The following is an 18471-nucleotide window of genomic DNA, read 5'->3' on the forward strand; positions in this document are numbered from 1 at the left end:
CGGTGCGCACAACGCCGCCGAGCCGCCGCCGTCAGGCCGCCGACCGCGCCGCTCGGCGGCGGCGCTGCTCCACCGGGTCCGGCACCGGAGCAGCCAGCACGAGCTCCCGCGTGTAGTCACGGCGCGGCTGCCGAAGGACGTCGGCGACGTCGCCCTCCTCCACCACCTGCCCGTCCTTGAGGACCAGCACCCGGGTGCACAGGCCCTCCACCACAACGAGGTCGTGGCTGATGAACAGGCACGCGAAGCCGCGCTCGGCCTGCAGCCGCGCCAGCAGCTCGATCACCTGCGCCTGGATGGAGACGTCCAGCGCCGACGTCGGCTCGTCCGCGACCAGCACCGCCGGGTCGAGCGCGAGCGCCCGCGCAATCGCCACGCGCTGCTTCTGGCCGCCGGAGAGCTCGTGCGGGTAGCGCCTCAGCAGGTCCGCCGGCAGGTTGACCTGCTCGAGCAGCTCGGCCGCACGCTCGGTCACGGCGCGCCGGGGCTGCCGCTGCTGCGTCACGATCGGCTCGGCCACGGACTCCAGGACGGACAGCCGCGGGTTGAGCGATCCGGCCGGGTCCTGGAACACCATCCCGACGCGCGCCGCCGCTTGTCGCCTCGCCGCGACGCGCCCCGACTCGAGGTGGACGCCGTCGAGCGTGATCGTGCCCCCCGTGACCGGGGCCAGCCCCAGGATGCTGCGCCCGATGCTGGACTTACCCGACCCTGACTCGCCCACCAGCCCGAGCATCTCGCCCGCGCCGATCGCGAAGCTCACGCCGCGGACGACGTCGGGCGTGCGCGAGAACCGGGTGCGGTAGTTGACCGACAGGTCGCGCACCTGGAGCACCGGCGCGGGGGCCGGCCCGACGCCGTCGCTCACCGTCACCGGCCCGAGCACCGCCGCACGATCACGCCCCCGCGGGACGGCCGCCAGCAGCGCCCGGGAGTATGCGTGCTGCGGCGCCTCGAAGAGCTGGACGGTGGGCGCGCGCTCGACCACCCGGCCGTCCTTCAGCACGACGACGCGGTCCGCCAGGTCCGCCACGACGCCCATGTCGTGGGTGATGAGAAGGATCCCGAGGTCCTGCGTGCGGCGCAGCTCGTCGAGGAGGTCGAGGATCCCGAGCTGGACGGTGACGTCCAGCGCCGTCGTGGGCTCGTCCGCGATGAGCACCCGCGGACCGCCGGCCAGCGCCGTCGCGATCATCACGCGCTGGCGGAGCCCGCCCGAGAGCTGGTGGGGATGGACGTCCACCCGTGTCTCGGGCTCGGGGACCCCGACCGTGCGCAGCAGCTCGACGACCCGACGGCGGACGTCGGCCCGTGAGAGACCCGGCTGGTGCAGCCGCACCACCTCGGCCACCTGCGACCCGACGGTGAACACGGGGTCGAGCGCGAGGCCGGGGTCCTGGAAGATCAGCGCCACCTCGCCGCCGCGCAGCTCTCGCACCCGCGCCAGCTCGGCGTCGAGCACTTCCTCGCCGCGGTAGGTGATGGAGCCGGTCACCTCGGCGTCGCGCGGCAGGAGCCCGAGCACCGCGAGCGCGGACACCGACTTCCCCGAACCCGACTCCCCCACCAGCGCGACGACCTCGCCCGCACGGACCTCGACGTCGATCCCGTCGACGGCCCGCACGTCGGCGCCCGGGAAGCGGACCCCCAGGTCGCGGACCGCCAGCAGCGGCGGGGAGACCTCAGCCACGCTCGCTCCCGCCGTCGGCGAGGAACGCGTCGAGCCGGACGAGCGCGACCACGTACACCTCGAACGCGCGGAACAGCCCGTCGATCGAGGCGTACTCGTCCGGACCGTGCGGGCCGGCGTGCTCGCTGACGAACGACGGCCGCGCGGGCAGCCCCAGCTGCGCCACCAGATCGGGGTTGCGCCCGAAGCCGGGGCCGAACGTGATGGAGCGCGGCAGGTGGCGCGCGTGCGTCCCCCCACCCATCGCGAACGGCGTCTCGTCCACGTCGAGCACCTGGTTGAACGTGCCCTGGAGGAGGCGGACGAGGGCGTCGTCCTCGGGGACGTGGAACGGCGGCGCGTCCCGGACGGCGACGACGTGCCCGCCCCAGCCTGCCGCGAGGGCGGCGAGGCGGGCGGTGAGGTCTCCGCCGTCGCTCGCCACGGGGTAGCGGATGTCGAGCGCGAGGGTCACGCCGCCGTCGACCGGCTCGACGAGCCCGCCGTTCTGGGTCAGCGGACCGGTGACGTCGTCGCTGGTCGCGAGGCCCGAACCGTCGCCGTACGGGGTCGCGAGCGTCGTGGCGAGCGCGCGGGCGGCGGCGAGGTCGGCCGCGTCCAGCGAAGGCACCCGGACGAGCACCTCGGCGAGCACGAGGATCGCGTTCAGGGTCCGGTCGGGGAACGCGGCGTGCCCGGAGCGACCCCGCGCGTGGACGTGCGCCCCGCCGTCGGGTGTCGTGGTCACGGCGACCAGGTCGCGCCACTCCTCGCGGATCCCGGCGCGCGCCTCCTCGACCTCGGAGGTGGGCACCCCGGGCAGGGTGAGCTCCGCCGTCGCCGGCACGGCGTTCTCCGCGACGCCGGCGCGCAGGTGCGCCAGGACGGGGCCCGTCGGGACGTGCAGGCTGATGTTGAGGCCGCCCTTCTGGGCGTGGTTGACCGGGAACGGCCCGTCGGTGATGAGCGACTGGCGCGGCACCGGCGCGTGCTCGACGTAGTGGACGATGTCGGGCATCCCGACCTCCTCCGCGCCCCCGTAGATGATGCGGAGGCTGTGCCGGAGGGGAATCTCCAGATCGCGGAACGCCCGCAGCAGGTAGAGGTCGATCAGGGCCGCGCCCTTGTTGTCGGCGGAACCACGCCCCACGACGACGCCGTCGCGCTCGAACGGTTCGTAGGGTTCGTGCGTCCAGCCCTCGCCCGCCGGGACGACGTCGAGGTGCGACACGAGGCCGATCTCCTCCTCGCCGTCGCCCGAGGTCACCGACAACGCGAAGCCGTCGTGGGGGTGCGTGGCGAACCCCAGCTCGCGGGCGCGCCGCTCGACCAGGTCGATCACCTCCGCGACGGCCGGCCCGAAGGGCGCCCCCGGGGCGGCGAGGGTGGCGTCGGCGACGCTCGGGACTCGCACCCAGGCCAGGAGGTCGGCGACGTACTCCTCGCGGTGATCGTCGAGCCAGGCGCGGGCACGGACCACGAGTGCGCGCTCGACGTCGGACAGCGTGGTGGGGACGAGCGCGGTGGAGGGATCGGGGGTGACGGTGGTGGTGACGGACTCAGACACGGGGGTCGTCCTCTCGGGGAGTCGGGGCGGGGGTGGTCTCGGGAGTGGTGTCGGGGGCCGGGGACGGGCTCCCCGGGCGACGCGACGGACGGCGGGGGCGACGCCACCCGGTCAGGGTGAGGTCGCGCAGCGGCTGGTGCGGGCGGGGGTTGAGCAGGCCGGAGAGGCCGTCGCCGACGAGGTAGACGGCGAGGACCATCGCGACGATCGCCACGCCCGGCGGGATCCAGAGCCACCACTCGTAGGTGAGCACGCGCAGGCTCTGCGCGGCGGAGAGCATGTTGCCCCAGCTCGGATCCGGCTGCTTGACGCCGAGACCCAGGAAGCTCAGCGCCGCCTCCGCGAGCACCGCGCCGGCGACGGCGAGCGTGGCGTTCACCAGGATCGGTCCCGTGGTGTTGCGCAGCAGGTGCCTGGTGACGATGCGGGGGCCGGTACGCCGGAGGCGCGGGCGAACAGCACGAACTCGCGCTCCCGCAGCGAGAGCACCTCGGCCCGCACCAGCCGGGCGAGCCCGGTCCACGAGAGCAGCCCGATGATCAGCACGACGTTCCAGATGCTCGCCCCGAACAGTCCCGCGAGCGTCACGGCGATCGAGTAGAACGGGAAGCACATGAAGATCTCGGTGATCCGCATGAGCGTCGAGTCGACCCAGCCGCCGACGTAGCCGGAGACGGCACCGACCGTGACGCCCACGACGAGCTGCACCAGGGCTGCGGCCAGGCCGACCATGATCGACAGGCGCCCGCCGTGCAGGAGTCGGGCGAGCACGTCGCGGCCGAGGTCGTCGGTGCCGAGCACGTGCTCGGGCGACGGCGGTCGCTCCAGCTGGAGCAGGTCGATCTCGTTGGGGCCGTAGGGCAGCAGGAGCGGCCCGACGAGGGTCGCGAGGGCGACCACGGCCAGCACGGCGAGGCCCGTGACGAGCCGCGGCTCGCGGTACCAGACGCGGCCCGGCCGGCGACGGCGCGACGTGGCGCCGCTCGGTCGGCCGGGGCCGGGCGGATCGGGGGTGCGACGCTGCGCGGCGCGGGCATCCGTCGTCGTCACGGCTACCTCACCACCCGGATGCGGGGGTCGACGGCCGCGTAGAGGACGTCGGCGAGCAGGTTGGCAATCAGGGTCACGACGGCCAGGAGGATCACGATTCCCATCAGGAGGCTGTAGTCGCGGTTGAGCACTGCCTCGTAGTTGAGCCGACCGAGTCCCGGCCAGCTGAAGACCGTCTCGGTGATCAGCGCGCCCGAGAGCAGCGCCGGGATCTCGAGGCTGAGGATGGTGACGAGCGGCTTGGCGGAGTTCCGTGCGAGGTGGCGCCAGACGACGGCGGAGCGCGGGAGCCCCTTGGCGAAGTGCGTCCGCACGAAGTCCGCGCCGATCAGCTCGTTCACGCTCGTGCGGAAGTACCGCGAGAACACGGCGAAGTTGATGCCCGCCAGGGTGACGGCCGGCAGCACCAGGTGTCTGGCGATGTCGGTGGCGAGCGCCGGTCCCGACAGGTCGGCGCCGACGGTGGTCATCCCGGAGGCGGGCAGCAGCGCCAGGTCGGCGGCGAACACCTTGATCAGGAGCATCCCGAAGAAGAAGGTCGGGATGCTCAGCAGCGCGAAGGCGAGGATCGTGAAGAGCCAGTCGCCGAGCGAGCCCTTCGCGAGGGCGCCGAACGCCCCGACGGGGACGGCGACCAGCAGCGAGAGCGCGAGCGCCGTGACCGTGAGGATGAGCGTGTTGCCCAGCCTGCTGCCGATGATCTCGGCAACGGGCGCGCCGTACTGGATGGAGTAGCCCAGGTCACCCGTGACGGCGCGGCCGGCCCACTTGAGGTACTTGAGCCAGATCGGGTCGTAGTAGCCGACCCGCTGCAGCAGCGCCTCCTTCACCTCGGGCGGCGCCTGCGGGTCGATCATGCTGACGTACGGGTCGCCCGGCTGCAGGTTGATCAGGGCGAAGACGAGGACGGAGATGCCGAGGAGGACCGGGAGGGCGATCAGCACCCGGCGCAGGATGTAGCGGGTCACGAGGCTCCTTGCGGTGCGTGGGCGCGGTGGCCCCGCTCCGGCCCGACGACGCGGACGCCGTCGGGCCGGAGGGCGGGGTCACTCGCCGACGTACCAGTTCTCGACGCCGAAGAACGGCTCGTAGGGGTAGGTCGCCACGCCCTGCACCTCGGGTCGCGACGCGTAGCCGCGGTTGGGGATGTAGAGCCAGACCCGGAACGCCAGCTCGTTGACCTCGCGGAACCACGCGCTGACGGCCTCGGCGTAGGGCTCCGGCTCGACGGTGGAGACCACCGTGTCGTGCAGCGCGGTCAGCTCCGGGTCCTCGAACCGCTCCCACCAGAAGTTGTTGTCGTAGTTGCCTGGACGGAAGGTGCCTCCCATGAGGACACCGTCGTAGGGCACGGCCGGATCCTGGAGGATCGCGAGGGTGGAGTTGAAGTCGCCCGAGACCAGCTCGACGTCGAGGCCGATCTCCTGCAGGTTCTGCTGGATGATCGGCGCCGACTGCTCGCGCGTCTTGTTGCCGGTCGGGAAGTTGAGCACGAAGGTGAACGGCTCGCCGTCCTTCTCCACGACGCCGTCGCCGTCGGTGTCCACCCAGCCGGCCTCGGCGAGCAGGGCCGCGGCGGCCTCGGGGTCGTGGTCGTAGGTGTCGAGGTCGTCCGGGTAGGCGGGGTCGAGCGGGCTGCCGATCGTGTTCGAGACCGCACCGTGGCCGTACAGCAAGGAGTCCACGATGCCGGTGCGGTTGATCGCGGTGACGATCGCCTGCCGGACGCGGACGTCCTGGAGTCGCTCGTCGTTCGCATCGAGCGTCAGGGACTGCAACGAGGTCCCCGCCTGCTCGTCGACCCTGATCCCGGCGTCCTCGTAGGCGGTCAGCTCGGTCGGGTTCCAGCTCGAGAGCTCGGCGATGTCGAGCTCGCCGTTGACCAGTTGTGTCTGAACCGTCTCCGGCGAGGTCACCGTGAAGATGAGCTTCGCGGCCTTCGGGGCACCGTGGAGATATTCCTCGTTGCGCTCCAGCTCGACGTACTGGTCGGGGAGGAAGGTCACGAACTTGAAGGGGCCCGTGCCGACGGGGGTGCCGGCCTGCGGTGAGGTGTCCCAGTCCGCCACGGGGACGGTCTCCCAGATGTGCTTGGCGAGCACCGGGCGGTCGGCGAAGTGCGAGAGCGCGGCCGAGTACGGCTGGGTGAAGGTGAAGGAGACGGTGGTCGGGTCGATCACCTGGATGCCGGACACGGTCGCGGCCGCGCCGGAGTGGTACTCCTCGAAGCCCTCGACCTCGGTGATGAAGGCCGGGGTGTCACGCGGCCAGTCCGCGCTGCCCTGGATGCTGTAGGTGAAGGCGACGTCCTCGGCGGTGAAGGGCTCGCCGTCGTGCCACGTGACGTCGCCGGGCAGCGTGAAAGTGAGCGTGCGCCCGTCCTCCGACCACTCGTAACCCTCTGCCAGCTGCGGCGTGAAGCCCTGGTTCTCGTCCACGATCACGAGCCGGCTGTAGACGTTGAAGACGATCGCGCGGTCGTAGTCGGTGAAGTAGGTCAACGGGTTGAACGTGCCGTTGGGGTTGCTCCACAGCGCGTAGCGGATGGTCGAGTCGCCCGGGTCGGCGACGTCGGTCGCCCCCTCGGCGGCGCTGGTGGACGACGACGTCTGCCCCGACGAGCCCACGGGCTCGGGGTTGGCGCACGCGGTCAGCAGCAGGGCTGCCGCGGCGAGGAGGGACGTGCCGGCAAGTGTTCGTCTCACGGGGTGCTCCTTGGTCTCCGACCGGGCGCGCGCAGGGCGGACCGCGGCCGGAGGGCCTGTGTCAGGGGTGGTCGTCGGGGTCAAGCCGTCGACCCGCTCGGGCACCGGTCACGGACGTGCGTCCACGCGATGAGCGGCAGTCGGGGTCGACGCGATCGACGGTAGCGACGGGCGCCGAGGGGCTCCCGGGCGTCGGGAGCGTCTCACCTGGCGAGCTTTCCATCTCGTGGGACGGATTTCAGATCTGGCTGGAGCGCCCGGTGGCGTCCGCGTGGCGGGATCGGCGGGAGCGGACTTGCCGACACCGCTGCCGCCGGCCGAGGCTTCGCCCACCGTCAGCCGGCCGGCCGCCGCGGCCGCGTTGCGCGCGCGGATGGCCGCATGGGCCCGGCCGAAGCGGCCACCGGTGCGCACAACGCCGCCCGCCGCGGGGAGCGGCGGGCGGCGTCGGCCGTGCAGAAGGGTGGGGGCGGGTGGGTCAGCCCCAGACGAGGGCGTGGGCCGGGTCCTCCAGCACGCGCGCGACGTCGGAGAGCACCCGGGCGCCGAGCTCGCCGTCGACCAGGCGGTGGTCGAACGACAGCGCCAGCTGGGTGACCCAGCGCGGCTTGATCTTGCCCTTGTGGACCCACGGCCGCTCGGCGATCGCCCCGAACGCGAGGATCGCGGACTCGCCCGGGTTGAGGATCGGGGTGCCGGTGTCGGTGCCGAAGACCCCGACGTTCGTGATGGTGACGGTGCCGTCGCTCATCTCCGACGGCTGCGTCTTGCCGGCGCGCGCCGTGCTGGTGAGGTGGGCGATCTCCTGCGCGAGCTGGAGCAGCGGCATGCTGTGGACGTTCTTGATGTTCGGCACCACGAGACCGCGAGGCGTCGCCGCGGCGATCCCGAGGTTCACGTAGTGCTTGAAGACGATCTCCTGCCGCTCCTCGTCCCACGCCGCGCTGATCTCGGGGTGGCGACGGATCGCCAGGATCAGCGCCTTGGCCGCGATCAGCAGGGGCGTCACGCGGACGTCGGCGAACTCGCGGTCCTCGCGGAGCGAGGCGACCAGCTTCATCGTGCGGCTGACGTCGACCGTCTGGAACACCGTCACGTGCGGCGCCGTGAACGCCGAGGCCACCATCGCCTCGGCCGTGCGACGGCGGACCGAGCGCACCGGCACCCGCGTCTGGCGGCCGTCGCCGGAGACGACGCCGTCCGTGAGCCACGGGGTGTCGTCACCCGGGTACGTGGCCAGCGTGCGGGCCTCGCCCTGACGCGAGCGCGCGATGACGTCGTCGCGCGTGATGATCCCGCCCGGGCCCGACGGCGTGACCGTCTCGAGCGCGATGCCGAGGTCCTTGGCGAGCTTGCGGACCGGGGGCTTGGCGAGCATCGGCGTGCCGTTGGCCGACGGCGTCGAGACCAGCGCGGCGGGCGAGGAGGCCGGGCGGGCGGCCACGGCGGCGGCAGCCGCCACGGGAGCCGGGGCGGTGCCGCGGGCCGGCGTCGCGCTCGGGGCGGGCTCCGCCGTCGTGCGCCGCGGGCGACGCGTGGTGGAGGCGTGCGACGTGCCGTAGCCGACGAGCACGCCGCCCGAGGTGCCGGCGGCGCCGTGCTCGGCGGCCGGCGGGGCGACGGCGTCCTCGGACGTTCCGCCGTCGTCCTCACCGTCGGGGTCCGTGTCGACGACGACGATCGGCGTGCCGACGTCGACCGTCTGGCCCTCGTCGACGAGCAGCTGCGTGACGACGCCGTCCCACGGCGAGGGCAGCTCGACCAGGGACTTCGCGGTCTCGATCTCGACGATGACCTGGTTCACGGTCACCGTGTCGCCGACGGCGACCCGCCACGAGACGATGTCGGCCTCGGTGAGGCCCTCACCCACGTCGGGGAGGGCGAAGTGCTGGAGCTGGGGCACGAGGGACGTCCTTCGGTTCTGGTGCGGGTTCAGTACGCGAGCGAGCGGTCGACGGCGTCGAGCACCCGGTCGAGCGACGGCAGGTACTCGGCCTCGATCGAGGAGGCGGGGTAGGGCGTGTGGAAACCGCCGACGCGGAGCACGGGCGCCTCGAGCGCGTGGAAGCAGCGCTCGGTGATCCGGGCGGCGATCTCGGCGCCCGACCCGAAGAAGACGGGGGCCTCGTGCACGACGACGAGGTGCCCGGTCCGCATCACGGACTCCGTCAGCGTGTCGAAGTCGATCGGTGAGACCGAGCGCAGGTCGATGACCTCGACGTCGCGCCCCTCCTGCTCGGCCACCTGGGCGGCCGCGAGCGCCGTCGCGACGGTCGGACCGTACGCGGCGATGGTGAGGTCGCTGCCGGCGCGGACCGTGCGGGCCACGTGGAGCGAACGCCAGCCGTCGGGGCCGAGCTCGGTGGCGCCCTCGCGGAGGTCGACCTCGCCCTTGTCCCAGTAGCGGGACTTCGGCTCGAGGAAGATGACGGGGTCGGGCGAGGCGATGGCCTGCTGGATCATCGTGTAGCCGTCGGCCGCGGTGGCCGGCGTGACGATCCGCAGGCCGGCGGTGTGCGCGAACAGGGCCTCCGGCGACTCGCTGTGGTGCTCGATCGCGCCGATGCTGCCGCCGTAGGGGATGCGGATGACGACGGGCATCTCGAGGCGCCCGCCGGTGCGGTAGCGCAGCTTCGCGAGCTGCGTGGTGATCTGGTCGAACGCCGGGAAGACGAAGCCGTCGAACTGGATCTCGACGACGGGCCGGTAGCCGGCCATCGCCAGACCGATCGCGGTGCCGAGGATGCCGGACTCGGCCAGCGGGGAGTCGACCACGCGCTGCGTGCCGAACTCTGCCTGCAGCCCGTCGGTGACCCGGAAGACGCCGCCGAGGCGACCGATGTCCTCGCCCATGAGCATGACGTGGTCGTCCGTGGCGAGGGCCCGGCGCAGGCCGGCGTTGATGGCGCGCGCGAGCGGGAGGCGCTGCTTGGTCTCGGCGGGCACGGTGGCGGCCGTCGTGGCGGCCGCGTCGGTGGGAGCCGCGTCGGCGGCGGTGTGCGTCGTGGTCATGGCGTCCTCCTTCAGGACCCGGCGGCGGCCTGCTCGAACGAGGACGCGTACTGGCCGTACCAGGCGCGCTCCTCGTCGACGAGCGTGTGCTGCGCGGCGTAGACGTGGTCGAACATCGACTCGGCGGGCGGGGGCGTGAGGCTCCGGCAGTAGGCGCGGACGCCGGCGGTGAGCTCGGTCGCATCCGCGTCGATCCCGGCGAAGAACGCGTCGTCGACGAGGCCCTCGGCGCGCAGGAGGGCGCCGAGCCGCTCGATGGGGTCGCGCTGCGACCAGGCGTCCTCCTCGGCCCGCTCGCGGTAGCGGGTCGGGTCGTCGGACGTCGTGTGCGCGCCCATCCGGTAGGTCACGGCCTCGATGAAGGTCGGGCCGCCGCCGGACCGGGCACGCTCGAGGGCTGCCTCGGTGACGGCCTTGACGGCGACGACGTCGTTCCCGTCGACCCTGATGCTCGGGACACCGAAGCCGGCGCCGCGCTCGACGAGCGGGACCGTCGTCTGGACGGTCGTGGGCGCCGAGATGGCCCAGTGGTTGTTCTGACAGAAGAAGACGACGGGAGCGTTGGTCGTGGCGGCGAACACGAGCGCCTCGTTGACGTCGCCCTGCGCGGTGGCACCGTCGCCGAAGTAGGCCACGACGGCGCGGTCGCGGTCGGTGCCCGTGCCGACGTCGCCGTCGCGCTGGATCCCCATCGCGTAGCCCGTGGCGTGCAGCGTGTGCGAGCCGATGACGAGCGTGTAGATGTGGAAGCCGTGGGCCGTCGGGTCCCAGCCACCGTGCTCCGTGCCGCGGAAGAGGTGGAGGATCTCGCGCAGGTCGAGTCCGCGCACGTGCGCCACCCCGTGCTCCCGGTAGGAGGGGAAGACGTGGTCTCGCGGCCGGAGCGCGTGGGCCGACCCGATCTGGGCGGCCTCCTGACCACGGCACTCCGGCCACAGGCCGAGCTCTCCCTGCCGCTGCAGGCTCGTGGCCTCGCGGTCGAAGGCACGCACCAGGACCATGTCGCGGTACATGGCGCGCAGCTCGTCGGGGGTGGTGCGGGCGGCGGCCGCCGCGTAGACGGCGTGACCGCTCAGGGCGACGGCGTCCTCGGACAGACGGCTGCCGTCCGGGGCCACCAGGCGGACGGTGCCGGCGATCTCGCACGGGTCGGGCCAGCTCAGCTCGTGATCGACGGGCGTTGCGGGGGTCTCGGTGCTGCTCACGCGGCTCCTCGGCGGGGTGTCGGTCGGGGTACGACAGACCTACGCCGTCGTAACCTACGGATGCGTAGCCTACGGTAGCGTAACTTGCGAGGAGGGGGTACCCCTCAGCGTCGCGGCCGCTCCGCGGCGTACTCCCCCGCGACGGCGATCACGACGTCGTTCGCCTCGCGGTCGCCCACAGAGATCCGCACGCCCTCACCCGCGAACGGGCGGACGAGCACGCCGGCGTCAGCGAACGCCCGGGCGAGCACGCCCGCCTGGTCGCCGACGGCGAGCCACACGAAGTTGCCCTGCGCGTCGGGCAGGTCCCAGCCCTGACGACGCAGCGCGGCGACCAGCCGCTCGCGCTCGACGACGAGGTCGTCGACCCGCGCCATCAGCTCGGGCCCGGCCTGCAGCGAGGCCACCGCAGCGACCTGCGCCAGCGCGTTCACCCCGAACGGGGTGGATGCCGCACGGATGCCGCCGACGAGCCGACCCCGACCCACCGCGTAGCCGACCCGGAGGCCGGCGAGACCGTAGGCCTTGGAGAACGTGCGCAGCACGACGAGGCGGGGGTGGGTCGCGAGCAGCGGACCCGACTCGACGGCGTCGGGCGAACGGACGAACTCGATGTAGGCCTCGTCGAGCAGCACCAGGACGTCGGTCGGCGCCTCCTGGAGCACCCGCTCGACCTCGGCCTGCGTCAGCGTCGGCCCGGTCGGGTTGTTGGGCGAGCACAGCAGGATCGCCTTCGTGCGCTCGGTGACGGCGGCCAGCATGGCGTCGACGTCGTGTCGTCCGTCCGCGGTCAGCGGGACCGGCACGCTCGTGGCCCCCGTCACCGCGACGGCGATCGGGTACGCCTCGAAGGAGCGCCACGGGAAGACGACCTCGTCGCCCGCCTCGCACAGGGCGCGCAGGATCGCCTCGAGCACCGCCGTCGACCCGTTGCCGACGACGATCTGCTCCGCCTCCACGCCGTGCAGCGCCGCCAGGTGATCGATCAGCTCGACCGAGGCCATGTCCGGGTAGCGGTTGAGGTCCGCCGCCGCGTCGGTGACCGCGGTCAGCACCCCGGGCAGCGGGGGAACGGGTTCTCGTTCGAGGAGAGCTTCTCGCTCATCGTGCCGCTCGGGCGAGCCCCGGGGACGTAGGCGGGAAGGGCGGTGACGCGGTCGCGGAGACGGACCTTGCGCGGGGTGGAGGCCATGGCACCAGCATGCCCGAGCCGGCCACGGGTGCGAGGATGGACCCATGAAGGAGTTCCTCTGGCGTTCCGTGGTCTCGGCCGGTGCCGTGTGGGTGGCCGACCTCCTCATCCGTGGCATCCAGGTCACCGACGTCGCCGAGTGGTGGCAGCAGGTGCTGGTGTACCTCGTGGTCGGGGCGGTGCTCGCCCTGGTCCAGGCGATCATCAAGCCGATCGTCGCCGCCCTGACCTTCCTCCTGTACATCCTGACCTTCGGCCTGTTCGGCATCGTGGTCAACGCCCTGATGCTCATGCTGGTCAGCTGGGTGACGGACAACTTCGCGTGGGGACTGAGCGTGGACGGCTTCTGGCCGTCGGCGGTGCTCGGTGCGATCGTCGTGTCCGTCGCGGGGATGATCCTCAGCGCGGTCCTGCCGCGCCCCAGCCGCTCCGAGCGCTGACGCGCCGCGGCGCCCGACGTCGCGCTCACCACCTCGACCCCCGGTAGGTGGTGGCGGTCACCGTGGCGCCCTCCTCCGCCAGCAGCGGGGTCACCGCCTCCTCCCAGTCGCCGAGCGCCGGGTGGTTCGACGCGTCGATGAGCTCCGCCGTCTCGACGTAGTGGTCCATCGAGTGCGACTCGGCCACGGGCAGGTCACCGACCTCCCGCGTGGCCCACACCTCCTCCGGCGCGGAGCCGCCCGGCCTCACACCGGTGTCGCCGCCGAGCGAGCCCACACCGTCCTCCGCGTGCTGGACGTTCATCGTGGGGACGCCCGCGGGAGGCAGCTGCCCGACCGGCGAGCCGAACGTCGCGACACCGGCCACGGTGAACCGTCGGCGCACGGACGGGTTCGACGCGAGGTTGATCAGCGCCATACCGCCCTGCGAGTGGGCCGCGAGCACCACCGGGTCACCCGGCGGGATCCCGGCCTCCTCCATGGCCGCGAGCACGACGTCCTCCCCCGCGCTCGCGAGTCCGGCGTAGGCGTCGACGTTTCCCACCACCGAGAACGGTTGCCTCAGCGCGAAGAGCCCGTCCTTCGTGCCGTGGGTGGCGACGACCCAGGAGACGGTGCCGTCGGTGTGCTCGATGCGCTGGATCTCGACCGTGGCGCTGCCGCCACCACCGTCGATGTTCGCCAGCCGCACCCGGTCCGCGAGATCGGCGAGCGACGACGCCGCCGGCGGGGCCAGCGGTGCGCCCGGAGGCTGCAGGGTGATCGACGCCCGCAACCGAGCGGCCGAGTACGGCGCCGCCGGCAGCATCTGCAGCACGCCGGCCGTCACATCGATCGGGACGGCCGACAGCACGGCCTGCACGCGAGATCCGGGAAGCAGCGGTGTGCCGTCGGCGAGCGACGTCACGGCCTCCCCCGCCGCCCCGCCCAGGATCGCGGCGGTCCGGGGAAGCACCGGCAGGGGGAGCCAGCTGAAGGCCGAGACGGGATCGGACTCGGCGCCGTCGTAGTCGCGCGACGCGAACCGCAGTGCGGCCGCCCTCGACGCGGCCCGGTCCCGCGCCTCGACCACGGCGGTGATCGCCGCCCCGACCGCGACGAGGGCGGTCGCCCGGGCCCCGTCGGGCGTCTCGGCCACCAGCACGAGCCGTCCGCGGGCGACGCGCAGCTCCAGGAGCGCGGCGTCCGCATGGGTCACCGCGTCGTCGAAGTCGGAGGCCAGGTCGTCGATCTCCGCGGTGTCGGTCGAGATCCAGAGGCCGCCGATCGCGGGCGTCCCCCGCGAGCCACCACTCATCAGCGGTTCCCGGCCGTCGGGGGAAGCACCGGTGCCGTCGGCGACCAGGTGCTGCCGGCCGGATCGGCGGGCAGCCAGGGCGAGCCCGGCGCCGGAGCGACCCCGACGGGCAACGGAGCGCCTCCCCCGTAGGCGAGCTGTGCCGTCATCCGCGAGACCTGCAGGGCGGTCAGCGCCACGACCGCCTCGGAGACGCGCGTGACGGCGCGATCAGCGGCCGCGCGGTCCTTCTCGCGCAGCGCGTCGAAGCGTCGCGAGGCTCCCGACACCCACGCCTCGGGGACGGCGCGGCCGATGGCGGCGCTGATCGCGGCGACGAGCGGGACGGCGTCGCCGACGGTGATCGGGATCGGTGGGACGGGGCACAGGGGCTGGCTCATGGCGCGACGCTAGGGAGGCCGCCCCACCTCCGGAAGGGGGTGCGGTCGCTCTGGGGGCACAGGTCACGCACCCATCGGCTGGGGACAGGCCCCGCGCCAGCAGTGCCCGAGACGGAACTGCACCCACGCACGGCATGCGGGAGAATCGGATCATGTCCTCGACCACCCAGCCCTGGGTCACCCTCGCCGCCGACACCTCCATCGCCCTCGGTCCCCTCGACGGCCGGTACCGAGCGGACGTCGCTCCGCTCGTCGACCACCTGTCCGAGGCCGCGCTCAACCGCGCCCGGCTGCACGTCGAGGTCGAGTGGCTCATCCACCTGACGGCGGTCGGCGCGATTCCCGGCGCCCCCGAGCTCACGGAGTCCGAGGTCGCCTACCTGCGCGACGTCGTCGCCACGTTCGGTCCCGCCGAGATCGCCGAGATGGCCGCGATCGAGGCCGAGACGCGGCATGACGTCAAGGCCGTGGAGTACTTCCTCAAGCGCCGCCTGGCGACGGCCGGCGACGTGCTCGGCGCGACGACGTCGCTCCCCGCCGCGAGCGAGCTCGTCCACATCTTCTGCACCAGCGAGGACATCAACAACCTCGCGTACGCGATCACGGTGCGCTCCGCCGTCCACGAGGTCTGGCTGCCCGCCGCCGCCGGGGTGGCCGACGCCGTCGCCGACCTCGCCCGCGACCAGGCCGCGACGCCGATGCTCGCGCGCACCCACGGCCAGCCGGCCACCCCCGTCACTCTGGGCAAGGAGCTCGCCGTCCTCGCGCACCGCCTGCGCCGCCAGCTCGCACGCATCGCGGCCGACGAGACGCTCGGGAAGATCAACGGCGCGACCGGCACGTTCGGCGCCCACGCCGTCTCGGTGCCCGGCACGGACTGGGAGCAGGTCGCGCGCACGTTCGTCGAGGGCCTCGGTCTCACGTGGAACCCGCTGACGACGCAGATCGAGAGCCACGACTGGCAGGCCGAGCTCTACTCCGACGTCGCCCGTTTCAACCGCGTCCTGCACAACCTGGCGACCGACGTGTGGACCTACATCTCGCTCGGCTACTTCGCGCAGCGACTGTCGGCCCAGGGCTCGACCGGGTCCTCGACCATGCCGCACAAGGTGAACCCGATCCGGTTCGAGAACGCCGAGGCGAACCTCGAGGTCTCGAACGCGCTGCTCGACAACCTCTCGACCACGCTCGTCACCTCGCGCCTGCAGCGCGACCTCACCGACTCCTCCAGCCAGCGCACGATCGGCATCGCGTTCGGCCACTCGCTGCTCGCGATCGCGAACGTCACGCGCGGCCTGGCCGGACTCGACGTCGACGCCGCGGCGATGGCCCGCGATCTCGACGGGAACTGGGAGGTGCTCGGCGAGGCCGTGCAGTCCGCGATGCGGGCCGCAGGGATCGCCGGGGCGTCGGGGATGGCCGACCCCTACGAGCGCCTCAAGGACCTCACGCGCGGGCGTCGCGTCGACGGCGACGGCATGCGTGCCTTCATCTCCGACCTCGGCCTGCCGGCCGACGTCCAGGCGCGACTGCTCGACCTGACCCCGGCGGGCTACACGGGGTACGCCGAGAAGCTCGTCGGCCACCTGGCCTGACCCGAACGGCCTCGCCACCCGACCCGAAAGGCCTCGCCACCCGACCCGAAAGGCCTCGCCACCCGACCCGAAGGGCCTCGCGACCGCGCCCGAAAGGCCTCGCGACAGGTGGGTCAGGCGCGCTCGAGGACGAACAGCCGCGGGCGGTGGCCCTTGGCGAAGAACTGCGGCCGGGCGCGCAGGTGCCAGCGCGGATCGGCGGCCAGCACGGCCTCGAAGCGTCGGATGTCGTGCGTCAGCACACCTGCGCGCACGCGCGCCGAGCCCACGCGGTCGACGGCGTCGAGCAGCACGGCGTACAGGTCGGTGTTGGCGGCGTGCTCGCCGAGCAGCTCACCCCACGGCGGATTGACCACGACGGCGTCGAAGCGGCCCGCGACGTCGTCGTCCTCCATCAGGTCGCGCACGTCCGCGACCCGCGTCACCACCCGACCGCGCAGCCGTGCGGCGCGCAGGTGCGCGGCCGTCGTCGCGATCGCGTCCGGGCTGACGTCGACGGCGAGGATCTCCTCCACGCCACCGCGCGCCAGCCGCTCGACCACGAGCGTGCCCGAACCGCACATGAGGTCGACGAGACGCCCCGCGTCGGCGCCGTCCGGCGTCGCGCGGGCCAGCTCGCCCAGGACGGCGGCCGCGATGGTCGCGTTGAGCGCCCCCGGGTAGCGCTCCGTGCGCCAGGCGCGCGTGGCGAGCGGTCGCGCCGTCGTGCGCACGAGCAGCTCCCAGCCCGCACCGGAGCGGGCGCGCCGGGCGCGGACGACCAGGTCGCCGTCGTCGGGATCCACGGGGAGGCCGGCCACCTCGGCCAGCTCGGCCGCGACCCTCTGCATCTGGGGCGTGTGGGAGCCGGCGGCCTCGAACCGCAGGGCCGTGAACCGGACCCGGGGACGCTGCCGGGCGAGCAGCTCGAGGGTGGTGGCGAACGCGCGCAGCACCTCCGTCGCCGTCAGCCCGGTGGGGCGGGGCGCCGGGGAGTCGAGCACGATCCAGGCGGCGACGGCGGTCCGCAGGTCGGCCAGCGCCCGCAGCGAGGCGGGATCGGCCGCGACGGCGAGGGCGAGCTCCTCGTCGACGTCCGACGGGTCGCGGGGCCACGCATCGGGCAGTCCCGCCCGCTGCAGCTCACGTCCGAGCGCCGGCGCGACGCCGGGGAGGACCTGCAGGACGATCTCGAGCGTCGCGGCGGTCATCGGACCCGAACGCCGTCGGGACGGCTCAGACGTCGCGACATCAGTCCTCGTAGCCGCGGTTCATCAGCCGCGAGGCGATGACCCCCAGCACCGCCACGAGCACCATGCCGCCGGCGACGAGGACGAGGCCGGCGGGGATCCCGAAGATGATGCGTTCCACCCGGACGACCTCGGTGCCGGCGGAGATCGGCCCGTAGATCGAGGGGCCGAAACGGATGTCCTCGGTCATCTGACTGGTCTGGATGGTCGGCTGGTCCACCACCGTCATCACAGCCGTGCCGCCGTACGGCGCGAGCCAGTCGGTCAGGAGGGGGTCCGTCCCCGAGGTGATCGGACCCGAGTAGCGCACCGATGCGGAGGACGGCATGGAGGTGCGGTCGAGCCGCTCGGTGCCCAGCACGTAGGTGCTCAGGTCCAGCGGGAGCGCACCGCCCGCGTACAGCAGCATCGGGACGACCGCGTCCGGCGAGGCGAAGCTCAGGTCGAGAACCGGGGTGGAGCGGACGTCGGTCGACTCCTCACCCGGATCGATCCGCACCTCGGTGATGGCCCAGCCCCCGGCCGTGTAGGTCTGGAGCGCGAGCGTCGTCTCCTCGCCGACCGGGAAGCCCTGGCCCGCGTAGAAGCCGGCGATCTGCGCGCCCGACGCCGGCGCGTGCGTCGAGAGGCTGATCTCGGCCAGGGCCACCTCGGGCCGCAGCCAGGCGGGACGGTCGCCACCGCCGCCGAACGACTGCAGGTCCGGCCACCAGTGCTCCTCCTCGATCAGCTCGGGCGAGCCGGCGTCGACGAAGGACTGCATGACCGCGGGGTCCGCGACGGTGACCTGCGGGGGCGTCGGCGTCGCGAGGAGCAGCACCGCGCTCGCACCGGGGTCGGCGTTGCCCTCGAGGTCGAGCTCGATCAGCATCCGCTGCTGCCCGTCCACCCAGCTCACCACGGCACGCTGGGCGCTGATGTCCAGGTCGCCGGAGGACACCAGCACCGGACCGGCGGCCGAGGCCGGCGCGGCCATCCCGAGCGCGAGGCCCGTCATCGCGGCGGCGCTGCCGAGCATCGCGACGACGCGACGAGCGAGGTGGGTGCGGTGGGTGCGGGGTCCGTCGGTGGCGGATCGACCTGTCATGACTGACACCGTAGGCGGAGCGGAGCGTCGCTCCGGCATCCCG

Annotated in this window: 17 protein-coding genes; 2 read left to right on the plus strand and 15 right to left on the minus strand. The window is 73.1% G+C overall.

Annotated features, from left to right (window positions below):
- Positions 1 to 31 precede the first annotated feature (31 nt).
- The 11 genes from C8046_RS10125 to C8046_RS19990 all read right to left on the minus strand — a co-directional run bounded on the left by C8046_RS10125 (position 32) and on the right by C8046_RS19990 (position 12400).
- Entirely contained in the window at positions 32 to 1690 is a 1659-nt protein-coding gene (locus C8046_RS10125) for a dipeptide ABC transporter ATP-binding protein (RefSeq protein ID WP_109229339.1), read from the minus strand.
- Positions 1683 to 3236, minus strand: a complete 1554-nt coding sequence (locus C8046_RS10130; protein ID WP_199224435.1) for a Sapep family Mn(2+)-dependent dipeptidase — start codon at positions 3234 to 3236, stop codon at positions 1683 to 1685. The genes C8046_RS10125 and C8046_RS10130 overlap by 8 nt, the downstream gene beginning before the upstream one ends.
- Positions 3229 to 3615 (minus strand): ABC transporter permease subunit, encoded by a 387-nt coding sequence (locus C8046_RS19750; protein ID WP_199224602.1) that lies wholly within the window; start codon positions 3613 to 3615, stop codon positions 3229 to 3231. The genes C8046_RS10130 and C8046_RS19750 overlap by 8 nt, the downstream gene beginning before the upstream one ends.
- Positions 3612 to 4286, minus strand: coding sequence for an ABC transporter permease (locus C8046_RS19755; RefSeq protein ID WP_268921366.1), 675 nt, complete (start codon positions 4284 to 4286; stop codon positions 3612 to 3614). The genes C8046_RS19750 and C8046_RS19755 overlap by 4 nt, the downstream gene beginning before the upstream one ends.
- Before the next feature lie 2 nt (positions 4287 to 4288).
- Positions 4289 to 5254, minus strand: coding sequence for an ABC transporter permease (locus C8046_RS10140; RefSeq protein WP_109229340.1), 966 nt, complete (start codon positions 5252 to 5254; stop codon positions 4289 to 4291).
- Between the two features lie 78 nt (positions 5255 to 5332).
- Positions 5333 to 6991, minus strand: a complete 1659-nt coding sequence (locus C8046_RS10145) for an ABC transporter substrate-binding protein (protein ID WP_158277189.1) — start codon at positions 6989 to 6991, stop codon at positions 5333 to 5335.
- 478 nt (positions 6992 to 7469) lie between these two features.
- Entirely contained in the window at positions 7470 to 8894 is a 1425-nt protein-coding gene (locus C8046_RS10150) for a dihydrolipoamide acetyltransferase family protein (RefSeq protein ID WP_109229342.1), read from the minus strand.
- 29 nt (positions 8895 to 8923) lie between these two features.
- Complete coding sequence (locus tag C8046_RS10155; protein WP_109229343.1) at positions 8924 to 10003, minus strand: alpha-ketoacid dehydrogenase subunit beta; 1080 nt, start codon at positions 10001 to 10003, stop codon at positions 8924 to 8926.
- Positions 10004 to 10014: 11 nt separating this feature from the next.
- A complete protein-coding gene (pdhA, locus tag C8046_RS10160; RefSeq protein WP_419183554.1) occupies positions 10015 to 11208 on the minus strand; it encodes a pyruvate dehydrogenase (acetyl-transferring) E1 component subunit alpha in 1194 nt (397 codons plus the stop codon).
- Positions 11209 to 11312: 104 nt separating this feature from the next.
- On the minus strand, positions 11313 to 12263 hold the full coding sequence (locus tag C8046_RS10165) for a histidinol-phosphate transaminase (RefSeq protein WP_328587588.1): 951 nt from the start codon (positions 12261 to 12263) through the stop codon (positions 11313 to 11315).
- Positions 12257 to 12400, minus strand: a complete 144-nt coding sequence (locus tag C8046_RS19990) for a hypothetical protein (protein ID WP_328587589.1) — start codon at positions 12398 to 12400, stop codon at positions 12257 to 12259. Before C8046_RS19990 ends, C8046_RS10165 begins: the two co-directional genes overlap by 7 nt.
- Positions 12401 to 12444: 44 nt before the next feature.
- On the opposite strand from C8046_RS19990, the gene C8046_RS10170 reads away from it, so the two are divergent.
- Positions 12445 to 12840 carry a phage holin family protein gene (locus tag C8046_RS10170; protein WP_109229344.1) on the plus strand — a complete coding sequence of 132 codons (396 nt, stop codon included), beginning with the start codon at positions 12445 to 12447 and terminating at the stop codon, positions 12838 to 12840.
- Between the two features lie 25 nt (positions 12841 to 12865).
- On the opposite strand, the gene C8046_RS10175 is transcribed toward C8046_RS10170, so the two are convergent.
- Positions 12866 to 14137, minus strand: coding sequence for a hypothetical protein (locus C8046_RS10175; protein ID WP_109229345.1), 1272 nt, complete (start codon positions 14135 to 14137; stop codon positions 12866 to 12868).
- A complete protein-coding gene (locus C8046_RS10180) occupies positions 14137 to 14517 on the minus strand; it encodes a hypothetical protein (protein WP_109229346.1) in 381 nt (126 codons plus the stop codon). The genes C8046_RS10175 and C8046_RS10180 overlap by 1 nt, the downstream gene beginning before the upstream one ends.
- A gap of 152 nt (positions 14518 to 14669) precedes the next feature.
- Between C8046_RS10180 and purB the strand changes: the two genes are divergently transcribed.
- Positions 14670 to 16112, plus strand: coding sequence for an adenylosuccinate lyase (gene purB, locus C8046_RS10185; protein WP_109229347.1), 1443 nt, complete (start codon positions 14670 to 14672; stop codon positions 16110 to 16112).
- A gap of 113 nt (positions 16113 to 16225) precedes the next feature.
- On the opposite strand, the gene C8046_RS10190 is transcribed toward purB, so the two are convergent.
- Complete coding sequence (locus tag C8046_RS10190; protein WP_109229348.1) at positions 16226 to 17302, minus strand: RsmD family RNA methyltransferase; 1077 nt, start codon at positions 17300 to 17302, stop codon at positions 16226 to 16228.
- Positions 17303 to 17342: 40 nt separating this feature from the next.
- Complete coding sequence (locus C8046_RS10195) at positions 17343 to 18428, minus strand: DUF2330 domain-containing protein (protein WP_158277190.1); 1086 nt, start codon at positions 18426 to 18428, stop codon at positions 17343 to 17345.
- Positions 18429 to 18471: the final 43 nt, after the last annotated feature.

The sequence above is a fragment of the Serinibacter arcticus genome (assembly GCF_003121705.1).
Lineage (GTDB): Bacteria > Actinomycetota > Actinomycetes > Actinomycetales > Beutenbergiaceae > Litorihabitans.

Bases quoted from the DNA above. Each gene is read 5' to 3' on its own strand.
- C8046_RS10155 (WP_109229343.1), bottom strand. From the start codon at position 10,003: ATGACCACGACGCACACCGCCGCCGACGCGGCTCCCACCGACGCGGCC.
- C8046_RS19990 (WP_328587589.1), bottom strand. From the start codon at position 12,400: ATGGCCTCCACCCCGCGCAAGGTCCGTCTCCGCGACCGCGTCACCGCC.
- C8046_RS10170 (WP_109229344.1), top strand. From the start codon at position 12,445: ATGAAGGAGTTCCTCTGGCGTTCCGTGGTCTCGGCCGGTGCCGTGTGG.
- C8046_RS10175 (WP_109229345.1), bottom strand. From the start codon at position 14,137: ATGAGTGGTGGCTCGCGGGGGACGCCCGCGATCGGCGGCCTCTGGATC.
- C8046_RS10180 (WP_109229346.1), bottom strand. From the start codon at position 14,517: ATGAGCCAGCCCCTGTGCCCCGTCCCACCGATCCCGATCACCGTCGGC.
- purB (WP_109229347.1), top strand. From the start codon at position 14,670: ATGTCCTCGACCACCCAGCCCTGGGTCACCCTCGCCGCCGACACCTCC.
- C8046_RS10190 (WP_109229348.1), bottom strand. From the start codon at position 17,302: ATGACCGCCGCGACGCTCGAGATCGTCCTGCAGGTCCTCCCCGGCGTC.
- C8046_RS10195 (WP_158277190.1), bottom strand. From the start codon at position 18,428: ATGACAGGTCGATCCGCCACCGACGGACCCCGCACCCACCGCACCCAC.